Source organism: Frigoribacterium sp. Leaf172 (genome assembly GCF_001424285.1).
Taxonomy (GTDB): Bacteria; Actinomycetota; Actinomycetes; order Actinomycetales; family Microbacteriaceae; genus Frigoribacterium.
The window spans coordinates 68227-83943 of sequence record NZ_LMPB01000006.1; the positions used below are offsets into that span (position 1 = coordinate 68227).

19 protein-coding genes are annotated in these 15717 nt (G+C 70.6%); 12 read left to right on the forward strand and 7 right to left on the reverse strand.

All coding sequences use genetic code 11. The features are described 5' to 3' along the window. Window position 1: 1 nt before the first annotated feature. The 4 genes from ASF89_RS14635 (at window position 2) to ASF89_RS14650 (ending at window position 3283) form a co-directional block, all read left to right on the forward strand. Window positions 2-1450, forward strand: coding sequence for an MSMEG_0567/sll0787 family protein (locus ASF89_RS14635; RefSeq protein WP_200937196.1), 1449 nt, complete (start codon window positions 2-4; stop codon window positions 1448-1450). 71 nt (window positions 1451-1521) lie between these two features. After that, window positions 1522-1950: a cupin domain-containing protein gene (locus tag ASF89_RS14640; protein ID WP_200937198.1), complete on the forward strand. Its 429-nt coding sequence runs from the start codon at window positions 1522-1524 to the stop codon at window positions 1948-1950. 259 nt (window positions 1951-2209) lie between these two features. Further along, entirely contained in the window at window positions 2210-2584 is a 375-nt protein-coding gene (locus ASF89_RS14645) for a recombinase family protein (RefSeq protein ID WP_082490077.1), read from the forward strand. 291 nt (window positions 2585-2875) lie between these two features. Continuing rightward, window positions 2876-3283: an SRPBCC domain-containing protein gene (locus ASF89_RS14650; protein ID WP_082490079.1), complete on the forward strand. Its 408-nt coding sequence runs from the start codon at window positions 2876-2878 to the stop codon at window positions 3281-3283. A 39-nt stretch (window positions 3284-3322) separates the two neighbouring features. Here ASF89_RS14650 and ASF89_RS14655 read toward each other — a convergent pair whose 3' ends face one another. Both ASF89_RS14655 and ASF89_RS14660 read right to left on the reverse strand, forming a co-directional pair. Continuing rightward, window positions 3323-4267 carry an SDR family NAD(P)-dependent oxidoreductase gene (locus ASF89_RS14655; RefSeq protein ID WP_055816199.1) on the reverse strand — a complete coding sequence of 315 codons (945 nt, stop codon included), beginning with the start codon at window positions 4265-4267 and terminating at the stop codon, window positions 3323-3325. Then, entirely contained in the window at window positions 4264-5061 is a 798-nt protein-coding gene (locus ASF89_RS14660; protein ID WP_055802138.1) for an SDR family NAD(P)-dependent oxidoreductase, read from the reverse strand. The genes ASF89_RS14655 and ASF89_RS14660 overlap by 4 nt, the downstream gene beginning before the upstream one ends. Before the next feature lie 55 nt (window positions 5062-5116). Between ASF89_RS14660 and ASF89_RS14665 the strand changes: the two genes are divergently transcribed. After that, on the forward strand, window positions 5117-5722 hold the full coding sequence (locus ASF89_RS14665) for a TetR/AcrR family transcriptional regulator (RefSeq protein WP_055802135.1): 606 nt from the start codon (window positions 5117-5119) through the stop codon (window positions 5720-5722). A 146-nt stretch (window positions 5723-5868) separates the two neighbouring features. Here ASF89_RS14665 and ASF89_RS14670 read toward each other — a convergent pair whose 3' ends face one another. After that, on the reverse strand, window positions 5869-6516 hold the full coding sequence (locus ASF89_RS14670) for a LysE family translocator (protein WP_055816202.1): 648 nt from the start codon (window positions 6514-6516) through the stop codon (window positions 5869-5871). 133 nt (window positions 6517-6649) lie between these two features. On the opposite strand from ASF89_RS14670, the gene ASF89_RS14675 reads away from it, so the two are divergent. The 3 genes from ASF89_RS14675 (at window position 6650) to ASF89_RS14685 (ending at window position 9752) form a co-directional block, all read left to right on the forward strand. Further along, on the forward strand, window positions 6650-7405 hold the full coding sequence (locus ASF89_RS14675) for an HAD family hydrolase (protein ID WP_082490080.1): 756 nt from the start codon (window positions 6650-6652) through the stop codon (window positions 7403-7405). An 83-nt stretch (window positions 7406-7488) separates the two neighbouring features. Next, window positions 7489-8988: an ABC transporter permease gene (locus tag ASF89_RS14680; RefSeq protein WP_055816207.1), complete on the forward strand. Its 1500-nt coding sequence runs from the start codon at window positions 7489-7491 to the stop codon at window positions 8986-8988. An 83-nt stretch (window positions 8989-9071) separates the two neighbouring features. Continuing rightward, complete coding sequence (locus tag ASF89_RS14685; RefSeq protein WP_055816210.1) at window positions 9072-9752, forward strand: ABC transporter ATP-binding protein; 681 nt, start codon at window positions 9072-9074, stop codon at window positions 9750-9752. A gap of 128 nt (window positions 9753-9880) precedes the next feature. On the opposite strand, the gene ASF89_RS14690 is transcribed toward ASF89_RS14685, so the two are convergent. Continuing rightward, window positions 9881-10648, reverse strand: a complete 768-nt coding sequence (locus ASF89_RS14690; RefSeq protein WP_082490082.1) for an SDR family NAD(P)-dependent oxidoreductase — start codon at window positions 10646-10648, stop codon at window positions 9881-9883. Continuing rightward, window positions 10645-11100, reverse strand: a complete 456-nt coding sequence (locus ASF89_RS15780) for a MarR family winged helix-turn-helix transcriptional regulator (RefSeq protein ID WP_156463444.1) — start codon at window positions 11098-11100, stop codon at window positions 10645-10647. The genes ASF89_RS14690 and ASF89_RS15780 overlap by 4 nt, the downstream gene beginning before the upstream one ends. 120 nt (window positions 11101-11220) lie before the next feature. On the opposite strand from ASF89_RS15780, the gene ASF89_RS14700 reads away from it, so the two are divergent. Further along, complete coding sequence (locus ASF89_RS14700) at window positions 11221-11556, forward strand: PadR family transcriptional regulator (RefSeq protein ID WP_055816219.1); 336 nt, start codon at window positions 11221-11223, stop codon at window positions 11554-11556. After that, on the forward strand, window positions 11553-12257 hold the full coding sequence (locus ASF89_RS14705) for a hypothetical protein (RefSeq protein WP_055816222.1): 705 nt from the start codon (window positions 11553-11555) through the stop codon (window positions 12255-12257). Before ASF89_RS14700 ends, ASF89_RS14705 begins: the two co-directional genes overlap by 4 nt. A 95-nt stretch (window positions 12258-12352) precedes the next feature. Here ASF89_RS14705 and ASF89_RS14710 read toward each other — a convergent pair whose 3' ends face one another. Beyond that, window positions 12353-12673, reverse strand: coding sequence for a hypothetical protein (locus ASF89_RS14710; RefSeq protein WP_055801752.1), 321 nt, complete (start codon window positions 12671-12673; stop codon window positions 12353-12355). A gap of 138 nt (window positions 12674-12811) precedes the next feature. Continuing rightward, the gene (locus ASF89_RS14715) at window positions 12812-13240 is read right to left on the reverse strand and encodes a hypothetical protein (RefSeq protein ID WP_055816225.1); all 429 of its coding nucleotides are present in this window, start codon (window positions 13238-13240) and stop codon (window positions 12812-12814) included. Window positions 13241-13490: 250 nt separating this feature from the next. Between ASF89_RS14715 and ASF89_RS14720 the strand changes: the two genes are divergently transcribed. Together ASF89_RS14720 and ASF89_RS14725 are read left to right on the forward strand one after the other, a co-directional pair. After that, window positions 13491-14747 (forward strand): FAD-binding protein, encoded by a 1257-nt coding sequence (locus ASF89_RS14720; RefSeq protein WP_055801748.1) that lies wholly within the window; start codon window positions 13491-13493, stop codon window positions 14745-14747. Next, the gene (locus ASF89_RS14725; RefSeq protein WP_235484156.1) at window positions 14740-15717 is read left to right on the forward strand and encodes an aldose 1-epimerase family protein; all 978 of its coding nucleotides are present in this window, start codon (window positions 14740-14742) and stop codon (window positions 15715-15717) included. The genes ASF89_RS14720 and ASF89_RS14725 overlap by 8 nt, the downstream gene beginning before the upstream one ends.

Genomic DNA, 15717 nt, shown 5'->3' on the forward strand with positions numbered 1-15717 from the left:
CGTGGCGCTGCTCGACGTGCCGGCCCTGATGGGGCCCCGGGTCGTGGTGCCGCCCGCCGAGTTCCTCATCGGGATCGCCGACGGGCGCGACCTGGAGGCGTACCGCCGCCTGCGCCACGTCGCGTTCGTCGACGAGCAGGGCCTGTTCGACGGCAGCGACCAGGACGACCTCGACGACGACCCGCGCACGATCGTGCTCGTCGCCCGGGCAGGCACCGTCATCGTCGGCGGTGTGCGCCTCGCCCCCGAGGGCGAGCGGGACATCGGCTGGTGGACGGGGTCCCGGCTCGTCGTGGCGCCCGCCGCCCGCAGCGCGCTCGGCATCGGTTCCGCCCTCGTCCGTGCTGCATCAGCCCTGGCCGAGCAGCTCGGCGTCGTCCGCTTCGATGCGACCGTGCAGGTGCGCAGCTCGGTGCTCTTCCGCCGCCTCGGCTGGGAGACCACCGGCACCTGCGTGATCGGCGGGGTCGACCACCTGCGGATGCGCTGGCCGATCGACCGCTACCAGCGTCTCGTCGACGCGACCAAGACGCTCCTCGAGACCGTGCTCGAACCGCACACGGCATGGGCGTCATCGCCCGTCGGCGCCCTCGGCGGCCCCGGCTGGGTGGGCGACGACGGCGCCCCCGTGCCCGGGACCGACGTGGTCGCCGCATGCGACGCGATCCTCCCGTCCATGGTCGAGCGTGACCCTGAATGGGCCGGCTGGTGCGGCGTGCTCGTCAACGTCAACGACCTCAGTGCCATGGGCGCGACGCCCGTGGGGATCCTCGACGCGGTCGGCGGCCGAGACGCCGCGCTCGTCCGCCGGGTGATGACCGGCCTGCGGCGCGGCGCCGAGGCATGGGGAGTCCCACTGCTCGGCGGCCACACGCAGGTCGGGGTGCCGGCCGCCCTGAGCGTGACGGCCCTGGGACGCACGGCGCACCCCGTGCCGGGTGGTGGCGGTCGCTACGGCGATGCACTCAGCCTCACGATCGATGTGACGGGGGCATGGCGCGAAGGTCAGCACGGCACCCAATGGAACTCCACCGAGGGGCGCCGCTCGCACGAGCTGCGTGACCTGGCCGGCACCGTGGCACGAGCCCGCCCGGCAGCGGCGAAGGACGTCAGCATGGCGGGGATCGTCGGTACCGTCGGCATGCTGGCCGAGGCCAGCGGCTACGGCGCGGTCGTCGACGTCGCGTCCGTGCCCACACCCGCGGTGCCGAACCCCGGAGGTGCCGGGCACGGGGTGAGGGACGTCACGATGGGCGACTGGCTGAGCTGCTTCCCGGGGTTCGGCATGGTGACCGCCGACCGCGCTGGCGAGTCCCGGATGCACTCGTCGCACGCGGAGACCGCCGAGGTGGGCGTGCTCACCCTCGAGCGCGGCGTCCAGCTGCGCTGGCCGGACGGCGTCACGACTCGAGCCGTCACAGGCGGCGTGACCGGTCTCGGGCCCGCCTGACCGCACCACGATCGCTGACACGTTCCGCCGCTCCTCACACGCCGAGCATGACCTCCCCCGAAAGGATCGCCATGACCGAGATCACGGACAAGACCGAGACCGTTCCGACCAACCAGACAGACGTCATCGTCGCCGATTCGAGCCGGATGCCGTGGGGGACGTTCCTCGTGCCCCAGACCGGGGCCGAGCTGCCGAGCAAGAGCCTCTTCAGCGACCCCGACACCGGCATGCAGGTGATGATGCTCCGCTACGCGGCGGGCTTCACGAACACGTGGCACACCCACCCTCATGCCCACGGGATGTACGTCCTCGACGGAGTGCTGAACACGCACCGGGGGCAGTACGGGCCGGGCAACTTCGTCTGGTTCCCCGAGGGTGGGTGGATGGAGCACGGGGCGACCGCGGACAACGACGTGACGTTCCTCTTCATCACGAACAAACCATTCGGAATCGTCTACGCGAGTGAGGATGATCAGCCGTATCCGATGTTCGACGCCTGAGCAGATGGGGCGGCTTCCGCGGAGTCTTCCCGCCCTGGAAGCACTCGGGCGGGGCGTCGATCCGGTCGCGAGTCTGCAGCCGGTGTCTCTGTCTGCGGTGACGCATCCCTCTGGCTGTCCGACAGGCGGTCGTTCATCGGGACACCTGCTCGAGCCCGTCTTCATCGGCCGATGTCAAGTGGGGCCTGGCCTGCGGATTCGCGTATGCCTGTCCCGCAAAAATGCCCGGTGAAGGGGGTTTAAACGCTACGGACGTCGGATGCTCATCGAATACGCTCGCGTCTCGACCTCGGGGCAGGATCTCGCGGCACAACGTGACGGTCTCGAAGCACTTAGTGTTGACGCTCAACACGTGCATGTTGAGCACGGGCTCTCGGGCACGACTCGAGCGCGACCCGGGCTCCGCGAAGCTCTGGCCGCGTGCCGTGCCGGCGACGTCCTGGTCGTCACCAAGCTCGACCGCCTCGCTCGTTCGCTGCGCGACGCGACCGACATCGCGGACGAGTTGACCAAGAAGGGTCACCTCGTGCAATTGCACCGCACCGGCGCCCACACCACGAGCGAGATCGCCGAGCTGTTCGGCGTCGCACGCTCGACGGTCTACCGGGCCGTCCAGAGAGCCGAGCAAGCGTAGATGTCGGAGTCGGAACTGCCCCTGCCGGAACGCCCTAGAGGCCGCGCGCGTCGTAGGCCGCAGCCCCGGACGCGTGCCGAGCGCGCCCGGCGGCGCCGGGACCGCGCCAATAGTGAGGCGCCCGGCTGGTGGCCTCGGCCGCTGCTTCTGGCTTTGGCGATAGCTGGCCCGCCCCGTCCTGCGATTCCTGCACGCGCTGGTCGGAAGTCTCTGAGACCTGACCCTGCCCGGTAACCGATCGTTGGCCGGCACATCGGCACCGGTGCTGGGCAGACGCACTAGCGTCTGAGCATGTGCGCTGACTCTCTGTCGATCACCGTCGCATCGGTGTCCTCCGCGGAGGGACTGTGGTGCGCGCTTACGGACGAGCGCGACTCCTGGTGGCCTGAGCTGGTGCTGACTCCTGAGGTCGGCTCGGTCGTGCGCGAGACCTGGACCGAGGGCGGCCGCGAGCACTTCGCTGACGGTCGCGTGACGGAAGCAGTACCGCCGAGTCGGCTGGCCTTCGTGTGGCAGCAGCCGGAATGGCCGTCGCCACTTATGGTCCGCTTCGACATCCGTAGTGACGGCGAGCGGAGCACGGTCACGCTGACGGAACGAGGTTTTGGGCAGCTCGTAGATGGCGACGGACTTCGAGCCGCACACGAGGAGGGGTGGAACTTCCATCTCGCAAACCTGCTCAGGGCGGCGTACCGATAGACGATCGGCTATCGGGTTGCCATCTGGTGGGCGGATTTCTCATCGGGTCAGGGCTTCGGACTCTGACCAGAGGCGCTGAGCCACGTCGGGGTCGAGGGCATGGCGCATGACTCCGTGGGTCCCGTCGATGATGTGGTCCACGACGTCGGCCGGGCCGCAGTCTTCCCAGTACGCCGGGGCGCCGACGCCGAGCTCTGCCCGTGTGGCGACGAACACCGATGTCGCGGCGCCCTGCTCGACCGTCTTGACGCGGTGGGAGTAGCGGCGCTTCATCGCGGCCAGCACGGCGGGGTCCCAGTGGCGTTGCAGTCCGGTCCAGATGCCCCCGGGCATCACGGCAGCAGCCGTGATGCCCTCGTCGTGCCATCTGTGCGTGGCCTCGACGCCGAACAGTACGTTCGCGGTCTTCGATTGCCCGTACGCGATCCCTGCGTCGTAGGGCGTCCGACGGAAGTCGAGGTCGTCGAAGCGAATGCCGCTCGCACCGTGGCCGCTCGATGACAGCGAGATGACGCGCGCTCCCTGAGCCTCGGCCAGCGGCTGGTGGAGGCCGTTGGCCAGGGCGAAGTGCCCGAGGTGGTTGACGCCGAAGTGCCATTCCCGACCCTCGGGCGTGCGTCGTTCGGGGACGTGCATGACGCCTGCGTTGGCGACCAGCAGGTGCAGGGGTCCCGACCACTCAGCGGTCAGTCGACGCACGGAGTTGAGGTCGGCGAGATCGAGTTCCATCACCCGAAGGGTCGCGGCCGGGTCCCGGGCTCTGATCTCCTCGACCGTCCTCTCGCCGGCGTCGATGCTGCGGACCGCCAGGACCACCGTCGCGCCGGCCCGGGCAAGAGCCCTTGCCGTCTCGACGCCGATCCCTGAGCTGGCACCCGTGACCAGGGCAGTCTGGCCGTGCAGGTCGATGCCCTCCACCACGTCGAGGGCAGTCGAGGACGCACCGAACCGTCGGGCGTCCTGGAGTGTCGGGTCGGTGTTCATGCGAGCCGGACCGCGGCGATCCCGCCGTCGACGTCGACGGTGCTGCCGTGCACGAACGCCGCCTCGCCCGAGACGAGCCAGCGGACCGCGAAGGCGACGTCGACCGGGCGGACCGGTCGGCCCGCCACGGTGCCCGCCGTCATCGCGGCCAGGGTGTCGGCGCTCTCGGCGTTGCCTGGCGTGCTCGTCGCGCCGGGAGACACGGTCGTGACTCCCACGCCGGAGGGTCCGAACTCGGCCGACCAGGTGCGGGTCATCTGTTCGAGGGCGGCCTTCGAGGCGGTGTAGGCGGCGCCGAAGGGGACTCCGACACGGGCCATCCACGAGCCGATGTTGACGATCGAGCCGCCTCCGCGCTCGACCATCGCGGGGGCGAGTGCTCCGACGAGCACGTGGGGCGCGCGGACGTTGACCGCGAGGACGGCGTCGAGGTCAGTGTCGGAGAGGCCGGCGGTGGGGCCAACGGGGTAGATGCCGGCGTTGTTGACGACGACGTCGACGTGGCCGCCGAGCGCGTCCTCAGCTGCCGCGGCGATGCGGCGCACCTCTGACGCGGTCCCGCCGAGGTCGCCGACCACGGCGTGGGCCTGACCGCCGGCCTCGGTGATGCTGCGCACGACGGCCTCGGCGCGTCCGGCGTCGCGCCCGTTCACGACGACCTCGGCGCCGGAGGCGGCGAGGACGCGGACGATGGCTTCGCCGATCCCGCTGGTCGAGCCGGTGACGAGCGCGGTCGTGCCTGCCAAGCGGGTGTCGGCTGTCAGGGTCTGCAGTTCCTCTTCATTGGACTTCATGGTCCATTACTAGCACAAGAATGGACCCGGTGGTCCAGAGGGTTAGGATCGGGGCGTGGAAGAGAAGAAGCTCACCGCGCGCGGCCGAGCAACGCGGCAGCGCATCATCGAGGCGACGGGCGAGCAGATCCTCGCGTCGGGCATCGGCGGGACGACCCTCGACACCGTCCGGGCGGCGACCCTGACGAGCAAGAGCCAGCTGTTCCACTACTTCCCGGGCGGCAAGGCGGAGCTCGTCCGCGAGGTCGCCGCGTGGGAGGGCGGGCAGCTGCTCGCCGCGCAGCAGCCGCATGTAGACGACCTCTCCTCGTGGGAGTCGTGGAGCGCCTGGCGGGAGGCGCTCGTGGACTACTACCTCGGCCTCGGTCGGTGGGCCTGCCCGATCGGGTCGCTCGCGACGCAGGCGGCCATGACCGACCCGGAGCTCGAGCGCGTCATCGCCGAGAGCATGGGCGCGTGGCGCGATCTGCTCGCCGCGGGGGTCCGCAAGATGCAGGCGTCGGGCGACGTCGACCGCGAGGCCGACCCGGAGCGGATCGCGATGGTGATCCTCACGGCGGTGCAGGGCGGACTCGTGATGAGCCAGCCGCTGCGTTCGGCGTGGCCGCTCGAGGCGGCGCTGGACTCGGCGCTCGACCCGTTGCACCGCGTCCGCGTCTGAACTCCGGCTCGACCGTTCGCGCGGCGGCCGCATACTGCGACCTGCTCGTCGCCCTCATCGCGGGGCTGCTCCTGGCGGGTTGTCACACGACGATGCATCTCTTGTCCGGCTGTCGGAGCTGGAGCGTCCCGTAAGGGGATCGCTCGCTATCCAGCCGCCGCCGGCGCGGGTGCGTCGAGGGCGAGTTTCACGCCCACGGCGCCGAGGAGGGTTCCGGTGGCCCACCGCTGCCAGCGCATCCAGCTCGGCCTGCGGCGGAGGAAGACCGCGATGGACCCGGCGGCGACGATGATGGCGGCATTGACGGTGAGGCTGACGGCGATCTGGACTGCGCCGAGCTGGAAGCCCTGGGCGACGACGCCGCCGGCGTTCTGGTCGACGAACTGGGGGATGAGGGCGAGGTACATGATCGCCGCCTTCGGGTTCAGCAGGTTCGTCACGAGCCCCATGCGGAAGAGCTTGGCCGTGGAGTCGCGCGGCAGATCACGGGTGTCGAAGACGGAGGCGCCTCCGGGTCGCAGCGTCTTGTAGGCCAGCCAGAGCAGGTACGCGGCGCCGGCGACCTTCAGCGCCGTGTAGAGCCAGGGCGCCACGAGGAACACCGCGGCGAGGCCGACGTTGGCCATCGTCATGTAGACGACGAAGCCGACCGCGGTGCCGGCGAGCGAGACCAGGCCGGCGCGGCGGCCCTGGCTGATGCTGCGCGAGACGAGGTACATCATGTTCGGGCCGGGGGTGAGCACCATGCCCAGCGCGACGAGGGCCATGGCGGAGGCGGCGGTCAGCGAGATCATGCCGGTGTCTTTCTCGAGGGGGTGAAGGCGGCGTCATCGGCACCCGTCGTGCTCCCAGCTTGGCGCACGCTCGACTACATCTCATGACGTTCCGGTAGGGGATCGGCCACTGGTCCACTTCTAGACTGGCGCGGTGACGCGAGTGGGTGCGGTCGGCTTCGACCTCGACGGGACGCTGTTCGATCACCACGGTTCGGCCCGCTCCGCCGCGGTCCACTTCCTCGGCTCGCTCGGTGTCGTCGCGTCGGACTCGACTCTTGATAGCTGGTTCGCCGCCGAAGAGCAGCACTTCGAGCGTTGGCGGTCGGGCGAGATCAGCTTCTCGGAGCAACGCCGCGAGAGACTGCGCTCGGTCCTCCCGCCGCTCGGGGTCCATGTCCCCGCCAGTGACGTCGAGATCGACGAGTTGTTCAGCGAGTATCTGCGGGCGTACGAGTCGTCGTGGCGGGCATTCCCTGATGCGCTTCCGCTTCTTCGGAGCCTGCGCGCGCCCGGTCATCGCATCGGGCTGCTGACGAACGGGGCGGAGGCTCAGCAACCAGCGAAGGTCCGGCGCACAGGTCTCCTCGTCGAGTTGGATGTCGTCTGCACGTCTGAGCGCATCGGTTTGTCGAAGCCCGACGTGAGGGCCTTCTCAGTTCTCGCCTCTGAGCTCGCAGTCGAGCCGGGGGCATGCCTGTTCGTCGGCGACGATCTCGTGAAGGACATCGACGGAGCCAGGGCAGCCGGGATGCAGGCGCTGCTGGTGGACGGCCACAGGCGCCGCGAGCTTCCGATCGGTGATTTGGTCACGGTCCGTGATCGCCCGGTCTGCGGATGCCCGATAGTCGATCAGCATCCGGGCACGTGGTTCGACCCTGACGGCGGGTCCGAGGCCTTGGAGCCATAGGAAGCGCATATGTGGGTCATGGGGATCTGAGGGTGTCGCTTCCTAGCGTGTTCCTCGTCCTGATCCCCGCACCGAGGAGAACCGTGTTCCTGACCTACCTGCTCAGAGAGCTGAGCAACAGACGCAAACAGACCGTGATCGTCGCAGCGGGCCTCGCCCTGGCCATCGCCCTCGTGATCGTGGTGAGCGGGGTGGCGGCCGGCGTGAGGAACGCCCAGTCCTCCGTCCTCGAGTCGATCTACGGCGTCGGAACCGACGTCACCATCACTCAGATCGCCGAGCCGGGTACCGGTGGACCTGGCCAGCAGTTCGCCTTCGGCTCCGGTGACGGCACCACGACCGACGACGGCAGCACCGAGGTCGCCCAGAGCACCCTCTCCGCCGCGCGCGGCACTGCGACCTTCGACTCGTCGGCCCTGACCACCGTCGAGGGTGTCGACGGCGTCTCCGCCGCGACCGCGACCCTGAGCCTGCAGAACTCCAGCTTCTCGGGCACGCTGCCCGACTTCTCCCCGGGGGGCGCAGGAGGCGCGGGTGCCGACGGTGCGACCGGTGACGGTACCGACTCAGGCACGGAGGCCGCGCCTCCCTCCGGCGGGGCCGACGGCGCGGGCGGCAGCGCGTTCGACGTCGACCAGTTCTCGGTCACGGGCCTCGACCCCGCCACGGACGCGGTCGGACCGCTCAGCAGCGCATCGCTCGTCGACGGCCGCAGCTTCACCGCCGCCGACGCGGGGACCGACGTCGTCGTGCTCGACCAGACGTACGCCACGAGCGCTGAACTCGCCGTCGGTGACACGCTCGCCATCGGCGGCACCGACTTCACGGTCGTCGGGATCGTGGCGTCCACGTCGTCGGACGCCGCCACCGCCTCTGACACGTACGTGCCCCTCGACACCGCTCAGGCGCTCAGCGGTCTGACGGACCAGATCAGCAACGTCTACGTCACGGCATCGAGCGCCAGCGGCGTCAACGCTCTCAAGACCGACCTGCAGGCGGCACTGCCGGACGCCACCGTGAACACCCAATCCGACCTCGCGTCGAGCGTGTCGGGTTCGCTGTCCACTGCGTCCGACCTGATCGGGAAGCTCGGGACGTGGCTCTCGGTGGTCGTCCTTGCTGCAGCTTTCCTCATCGCGATCCTCTTCACCGTCTCGGGAGTGAGCCGCCGGACGCGCGAATTCGGGACGCTCAAGGCCATCGGCTGGAGCAACTCCCGCATCACCCGCCAGGTGGCGGGCGAGTCGCTCGTCACGGGTCTGCTCGGCGGCGTCGTCGGTGTCGCGGTCGGCCTGATCGGAGTGCTCGTCGTGAACATCGTGGCGCCGACTCTGTCCGCGGCAGCCACGACCGACGCTGCAGGCCCCGGCGCCGACGGCCCTGGCGCCGCTGCGGGCGGAGGTGGCTTCGGGCAGCAGATCGCCCAGGCGACCACCGACGTCGCTCTGAATGTTCCCGTCACCGTCCCGGTCGTGCTGCTCGCCGTCGGCCTCGCCGTCGCCGGCGGTCTGCTCGCCGGCGCCGTCGGGGGCTGGCGCGCCTCCCGCCTGCGTCCCGCCGAGGCCCTGAGGAGCGTCGCGTGAACACGTCCCGCCCGACCTCGACCTCTCTCCCGGCTCCGGCCGGAACGACCCGACCGACCACAGCCTCTGGAGCCACCGACCCCATGTACACGCTCACCGCCGTCACGAAGACCTATCAGCAGAAAAAGCGCACCGTGAAAGCACTCGACGGGGTCGATCTCGTGATCCCTGCAGGGCAGATGGTCGCGATCCAGGGACCGACCGGCGGTGGCAAGTCCACCTTGCTCCAGATGCTCGGCGCGCTCGACCGGCCCACGAGCGGCACGGTTCGACTCGGTGACTCCGAGCTCTCGGCGGCGGGCGACCATGCCCTGGCGGCGGCACGGGCACGCGAGATCGGTTTCGTGTTCCAGGGCTTCAACCTGATCCCCACCCTCACGGCCGCGGAGAACGTCGAGACGGCCTTCGCAGACGGGTCGACGCCCCGGGCGGAACGCCGGGACAAGGCGAAGGCGGCACTAGCGTCCGTGGGTCTCGCCGAACGAGCTGACCACCTGCCGAGCGAACTCTCCGGAGGACAGCAGCAGCGCGTCGCCATCGCCCGGGCGCTCGTCAAGGAACCGAGCGTGTTGCTCGCGGACGAGCCCACGGGCTCTCTCGACGAGGCCACCCGCGACGAGATCATGGACCTGCTCGAGGGCGTCTGGCGTGATCGAGGGCTCACCCTCGTCATCGTCACGCACGACTCGGCCGTGGCCCGGCGGGCACAACGTCGTCTCCGCATCGCGGGCGGCGAACTGGCCGAGCTGGGTCCGGCTGCCTGACCCGGCAGGCCGTAGCCGGCTCCGTCACGGCGTCGGGGCGGATGATCGTCCAGGCGGGCCCGCCCGCACGAGCTCGTCGACGACGAGGCTGCCGGTTCGACCGTGGGCGCCCACGACGAGGCAGGCGGTCATCGGAGCATGACGGTGCCGCCGTCGACGGCGATGGTCTGCCCGGTCACCCAGCCTGCCTCCGAGCTCAGCAGCCAGCGGACGCTCGCGGTGATGTCCTCCGGCTGACCCACTCGACCGACGAGGGTGCGGGCGGCGGCGGCGTCGATCATGGTCGAGCTGTCGCCGAGCCCGGCCGCGTCGAAGAAGTCCGTGTCGGCCACGAAACCGGGGGCGAGGGTGTTGACGGTGATGCCGCGCCTGCCAGCGCGGATGGCGAGGTCGCGGCCGTAGCCGGCGACGGCGGCCTTGGCGGTCGAGCAGGGGCCCCCGCCGCCGTCGAGTCCGGCCGGCGGGCCGATCAGGACGATTCGTCCTTCCGTGTCGAGCACCTGAGGAAGAAGACCCTCGACGGGCAGGACGACGGTGAAGAGGTTGACCCGGAGAGCGTCGGCCCACGCGCTCTCGATCGCCGGGAGGTCGGTTCCCGGTCGACGGAATCCGCCTTGCCCACCCGCGGCGGCGACGACGCCCGCGACGCGCCTGTCGCCCACGGCATCGACGATCCGGCTGACACCCTCGACTGTCGAGGCATCGGCGAGGACGGTGAGGATCTTCTCGGGGTCTGCCGCGGACCGCTGCGTCTCTGTGAGCAGGCCCTCGCGTCGACCGGCGATCAGGACATCTCGCCCGAGGCTCACCTGGTCCAGGGCGATGTCGCGGCCCATGCCCGTGCCGCCGCCGATGACGACGACCAGTGGGGTCATCTGGGAGGGGGAAGAAGTCATGTCAGGTCTTTTCCGGGACTGTCAGGGAATGGCGTGCACGCATCGAGCGCATGCAGTAAGGCCAGTTGCTGTTCGGTCGTGAGGGGGCTCAGAAGCTGTTGCTGAGCGCGTTCGACTGCAGGCTCGGCCTCCCGCACCACCCGTGTCCCGAGGGGTGTCAGCGCCAACGGTCGGCGTCGGCCGATCGCTTCGTCGGCATCTCGGACGAGGAGGCCTCGGACACCGAGCTGCGCAGTCACGCGCCCCAGCGCCTGGGGCGTGATGAGGAGGAACCGGGCCAGATCGGCGTTGCTCGTTCCCGGGTTGCGGTCGACGAAGACGAGCGCTCCGTACTGGGCGCCTGAGAGCTCGAAGGGCTCGAGCGCAGCCTCGACCGCCTGCCGCGTCGCACGATGGAAGCGTGATGCCGCCAAGCCGAAGTCGTGGCCGGGCAGCGCTCGGGACGTGTTCATGTAACCCAAGGTTCCATCAAGGCCCCGGGCTGGCGACCCCGCACGAAGCCGAATCGGTTCAGACACGAGCAAGAAAGCCTTGGGTTGCAATGCCTTGTATAGCAAGGTTAGAGTCTCGGCATGGGCGATGAACAGGACAGGATCCTCACCAACCTCCGCAAGGGCGTGTTGGAGTTCTGCGTCCTGTCCGCCCTGACCTCGGGACCCGGTTACGGGCGGAATCTCGCACAGGTGCTGGGGGAGCGAGGCCTGCTCGCGAGCGAGGGCACCCTGTACCCGCTGCTCTCCCGTTTGCGGGACGCGGGCCTTGTCGATACCGAGCTCACGAACCCGGCGGACGGTCGTCAGCGCCGGTACTACACGCTGACGAGTGCCGGCCACACCCGTCTCGCTGCCTTCCGGGCAGCGTGGGCACCCTTTCGCAACACCGTCGACGACCTATTGGAGACTCCATGACGACCTCACCTCTTCTCGCCGGTCGTGTTGACGAGAAGGCGCGCTACCTCCGCGAACTTCGGCGGGAGTTGTCCGTTCTTCCCTCGGGCCGACGGCGCGACGTGCTCCGGGGCGTCGCGGATCACCTCGACGACGCCGCTCCAGAGGACCCGCGCCCATTCGAGGAGATCCTCGGTGCTCCGGAACTCATCGCCCGGACAGCGATCCGGGATCATGATCTGCACGCCGGCAGATCTCTTCGGCCCGGCTACGCCATGGTGTCGAAGCGACTGCAACTGATCGCAGGCATCCTCTACTGCCCACCCGCCGTGTACGGGCTTGTCATGTTGGCCCTTGACGGACGCGAGTGGTTCCTGTGGGAGCACCTGCGGTTCCTCCTGCAGCTGGCACCGGCGCTGCTCTTCCTGCCTCTGCCTTTGCTTGCTCGGTGGAAGCGGTGGTATCTGATGTCGGTGCTGTGCATCGGCGGGTACGTGGCCTACCTCGCTGCGCAACTCGCGGTGAACCAGTTGGCAGTGACTCATCTGCTCGCCGCGAAGCTGTGGTTCGTGCCCACGTCCACGGTGTGGATCTCGCACGCACCAGTCATCGTCCTGCTCACCCTTGCGCTGCTCGGCGCCCCGACGGTCCTGCGTCTCCATCGAAACCCTCGCCATACCGGTCCGATGGGGGATCGTTCACCGAGTTCGGTCTCGGACTGACCTGTCGAGACAGTCGGCGCCCCGGAGCTGCGGGGGAGCGGCCAGCCCCCTGACCGATCGGCTGTCGGGCGGCTCGGCGAGATGCGGTCGCGCTCTCAGAGCTTCTCGGGGGTCTCGCGGTCCGCGGCGTGGATGGGCTCGCTGTGCCCGAAGGTCTCGGCCGCCGCGCGGAGGCGCTCGACGAACTCCGTGTTCTCCATCTCGAGCTCGTCAGCCTCGGCGTCCTCGACGACGAGTTCGCTGGCCGGCCCGATGAGGATCTTCGTGGTCGTCATCATCCCGTCCGGGGCGACGGCGGGGACTTCGACGGTGTCGGCGCGGTCGCCTCCCGAGAGCGCTGCCGCGTACTCGATGACGGCGTCGGCGACGTCGTCGCTGGTGAGGATGATGGCGCTGTCGTAGCGGATGTTCTTCATGGCGTCTCCTGATCGGCGTCCTCCCAGTCAAGCCCGGCTCGCGCATCCTGGACCGACCGAAGAGGCCGCGCGGATCGCTCACTCAGGCGCCGGGTCGCGCCCTGGCTGCTGCCCGGGCGTCGATCGCGACGCCGACGATCAGCCGGCGAGGGTGCGGTACCGGGCGGGGATCGGCGGGACGCGCAGCCAGGAGGCGCGGCGCACGCCGTCGGGCGACGTCCAGTCGACGAAGACCGTCCCGAGCGAGACCAGGGCGGCGAGCGACTCGGGCGACGCGACGCCCACGGACGACCCGCGGCGCAGGCGGGCGATGCCGACGATCGAGTCGTCGGGCAGGCGGACCTCCACGAGCCGGGGGTCGTCTCCGCCGATGGACCGCAGCACGAGGCAGCTGCCGGCGGGCACGGAGAGGTCGCCCGAGGCCTGCGGCTCGTCGAGGTAGGTGAGGTAGAAGCGGGGGGATCTCCGGAGGCGCGGGGCGCGTTCCGACCGGATCCTCCCGAGGGTCCGTGGGGCGCGCTGGACGACGGCGGGCGGCTGATCCGTGCCGGATGCGGTGGTGTCCATCGTGGTCGTCCCCTGGTCGTCTCGGTCGCCCGCGTTCCCTCGCCTGGCGTCCTGTTCCAGACAACAGGGTGCGGGCGGCTCGGAGCATGCCCGCCCCCTCCCCAGTGAGGGGGGTCGCGCCTCCCCAGTCCGGGGGGTCCGCCGCGTGTCGTCGCCCGCCCGCGTCGGTCGAGGGGCAGGAGAGTGAGCGCTCACTTCGGGCGGGTGCGGAGGTCTAGAGTGGACGCGCCACCGAGCCGAAGGAGTCCCGATGCACAACTGGGCCGCCAACGTCGAGTACTCGACGACAGACCTGCGCCGTCCCACCACCGTCGACGAGGTCCGTGACGTCGTCACCTCGTCTCGACGGGTGAAGGCCCTCGGGTCGAGGCACTCGTTCAACCGCGTCGCCGACACCGACGGCGCTCTCGTGTCGCTCGATCGGCTCGACGTGCCCATCGAGCTCGACGCCGAGGCGGGCACCGTCCGCGTCGGGGCCGGGACGACGCACGCCGTCCTGGCCGTCGAGCTGCAGCGTCAGGGTCGTGCCCTGCCGAACCTCGCCTCGCTGCCGCACATCTCGGTCGCCGGAGCCGTGCAGACCGGCACCCACGGTTCGGGAGTCGGCAACCCCGCCCTGTCGGCGTCCGTCGCGGCCGTCGAGTTCGTCCGCGCCGACGGCTCCCTCGAGACCGTCCGCCGGGGCGACGACCGCTTCGAGGCGTCGGTGGTGGGTCTCGGGGCCCTGGGCGTGGTCACCGCGCTCGTCCTCGACACGGTCCCGACGTTCGACGTGGTGCAGACCGTGCATTCGGCGCTGCCCTGGCGGGCCGCCCTCGATCGGCTCGACGACGTGCTCGGTCACGCGTACAGCGTCAGCCTCTTCACGCGGTGGACGGGCGACGCCGTCGACCAGGTCTGGGCCAAGGCCCGCGTCGGCGACCCGGTCCGGCTCGATCTCGCCGACCTGGGCGGCGTGCCCGCCGAGGCGGCCGTCCACATGCTCCCCGACACCGCGGCCGACGCCGTGACGCCGCAGCTCGGCGTCCCCGGGCCCTGGCTCGACCGGCTCCCGCACTTCCGGGCGGACTTCACCCCGAGCGCGGGCGAGGAGATCCAGAGCGAGTACCTCGTGCCCGCCGAGCACGCCGCCGCCGCGATCGGGGCGCTCCGCGCGGTGGGGCACCGCTTCGCCGACGTGCTGTTCGTCAGCGAGATCCGCACCGTGGCCGCCGACGACGCGTGGCTCAGCCCGAGCGGCGGACGCGACAGCGTGGCCTTCCACTTCACGTGGCGACGCCTGGCCGACGAGGTACTCGCCGTGCTGCCCGTCGTCGAGGAGGCCCTCGCGCCGTTCGACGCCCGCCCGCACTGGGGCAAGGTCGCGACGCTCGACCACGGGACGCTGCGCCGCCGCTTCCCGAGACTCGACGACTTCGCCGCGCACGCCCGCGCCGTCGATCCCGACGGGCGCTTCCGCAACGACCACCTGGCCCGCACCGTCTTCGAGGAGTCCCCTGTTGTCTGACCCCACCCGCGCCTCCTCGTCCACGACCGCAGCGACCGGTCCGGTCGACGCGCCGCTGCCTCTCAGCGGCCGGGCGAGCACCATCGAGCACGGCCCGTATCGCGCCGAGATCGCCGGTGTCGGCGCCACCCTGCGCGCCCTCACCTACGACGGCCGCGACCTCGTGGTCCCGTTCGGCGTCGACGAGGTCCGGCCGCTCTACCGCGGCGCCCTGCTCGCCCCCTGGCCCAACCGGGTCGTCGACGGGCTCTACGACGACCAGGGGGTCGAGCGTCAGCTGCCGATCACCGAGGTCGAGCGCGGTCACGCTCTGCACGGGCTCGTCCAGTGGGCCGAATGGGACGTCGAGCACCACGCGCCCGACCGCGTCGTGCTGGCCACCCGCCTGGCGCCGAGCGACGGCTACCCGTACCGCCTCGACCTGCGGGTCGAGTACCGGCTCGACGACGACGGTCTGCACACGACCGTGCTGGCGTCGAACGCCGCCGCCGGGCGGGCGCCGTACGGCGTGGCCCCGCACCCCTACCTCGTCGCCGGCGAGGGCCGCGTCGACGACTGGACGCTCACCCTCGCCGCCGACGGCTACCTCGAGGTGACCGACGACCGCCTCGTGCCGCTCGGCGTGCACGGGGTCTCCGAACGCGACGGCTTCGACTTCCGCGACGGTCGGCTCATCGGCGACCTCTTCGTCGATCACGCCTTCACCGACGTCGCGGCGGCGGCCGGCGGGCGTCACGAGGCGCGGGTCACGACGGCCGACGGCACCGGCGTGCGGATGAGCTGGGGCCGGGAGCTCCCCTGGGTGCAGGTGCACACCGGCGACCGCCCCGAGCCGGAGGACGACCGCCGCGGTCTGGCCGTCGAGCCGATGACCTGCCCGCCGGACGCGTTCACGAGCGGCGTCGACCTCGTGCACCTCGGACCGGGGGAGTCGCACGAGGCGTCCTGGAGCATCGCCGCGATCGTCTGA

What these genes read in the sequence shown, in the direction of transcription:
- ASF89_RS14640 (WP_200937198.1), top strand. Translation starts at nt 1,522, where the DNA reads ATGACCGAGATCACGGACAAGACCGAGACCGTTCCGACCAACCAGACA.
- ASF89_RS14645 (WP_082490077.1), top strand. Translation starts at nt 2,210, where the DNA reads ATGCTCATCGAATACGCTCGCGTCTCGACCTCGGGGCAGGATCTCGCG.
- ASF89_RS14650 (WP_082490079.1), top strand. Translation starts at nt 2,876, where the DNA reads ATGTGCGCTGACTCTCTGTCGATCACCGTCGCATCGGTGTCCTCCGCG.
- ASF89_RS14655 (WP_055816199.1), bottom strand. Translation starts at nt 4,267, where the DNA reads ATGAACACCGACCCGACACTCCAGGACGCCCGACGGTTCGGTGCGTCC.
- ASF89_RS14660 (WP_055802138.1), bottom strand. Translation starts at nt 5,061, where the DNA reads ATGAAGTCCAATGAAGAGGAACTGCAGACCCTGACAGCCGACACCCGC.
- ASF89_RS14670 (WP_055816202.1), bottom strand. Translation starts at nt 6,516, where the DNA reads ATGATCTCGCTGACCGCCGCCTCCGCCATGGCCCTCGTCGCGCTGGGC.
- ASF89_RS14685 (WP_055816210.1), top strand. Translation starts at nt 9,072, where the DNA reads ATGTACACGCTCACCGCCGTCACGAAGACCTATCAGCAGAAAAAGCGC.
- ASF89_RS14690 (WP_082490082.1), bottom strand. Translation starts at nt 10,648, where the DNA reads ATGACTTCTTCCCCCTCCCAGATGACCCCACTGGTCGTCGTCATCGGC.
- ASF89_RS15780 (WP_156463444.1), bottom strand. Translation starts at nt 11,100, where the DNA reads ATGAACACGTCCCGAGCGCTGCCCGGCCACGACTTCGGCTTGGCGGCA.
- ASF89_RS14700 (WP_055816219.1), top strand. Translation starts at nt 11,221, where the DNA reads ATGGGCGATGAACAGGACAGGATCCTCACCAACCTCCGCAAGGGCGTG.
- ASF89_RS14705 (WP_055816222.1), top strand. Translation starts at nt 11,553, where the DNA reads ATGACGACCTCACCTCTTCTCGCCGGTCGTGTTGACGAGAAGGCGCGC.
- ASF89_RS14710 (WP_055801752.1), bottom strand. Translation starts at nt 12,673, where the DNA reads ATGAAGAACATCCGCTACGACAGCGCCATCATCCTCACCAGCGACGAC.
- ASF89_RS14715 (WP_055816225.1), bottom strand. Translation starts at nt 13,240, where the DNA reads ATGGACACCACCGCATCCGGCACGGATCAGCCGCCCGCCGTCGTCCAG.
- ASF89_RS14720 (WP_055801748.1), top strand. Translation starts at nt 13,491, where the DNA reads ATGCACAACTGGGCCGCCAACGTCGAGTACTCGACGACAGACCTGCGC.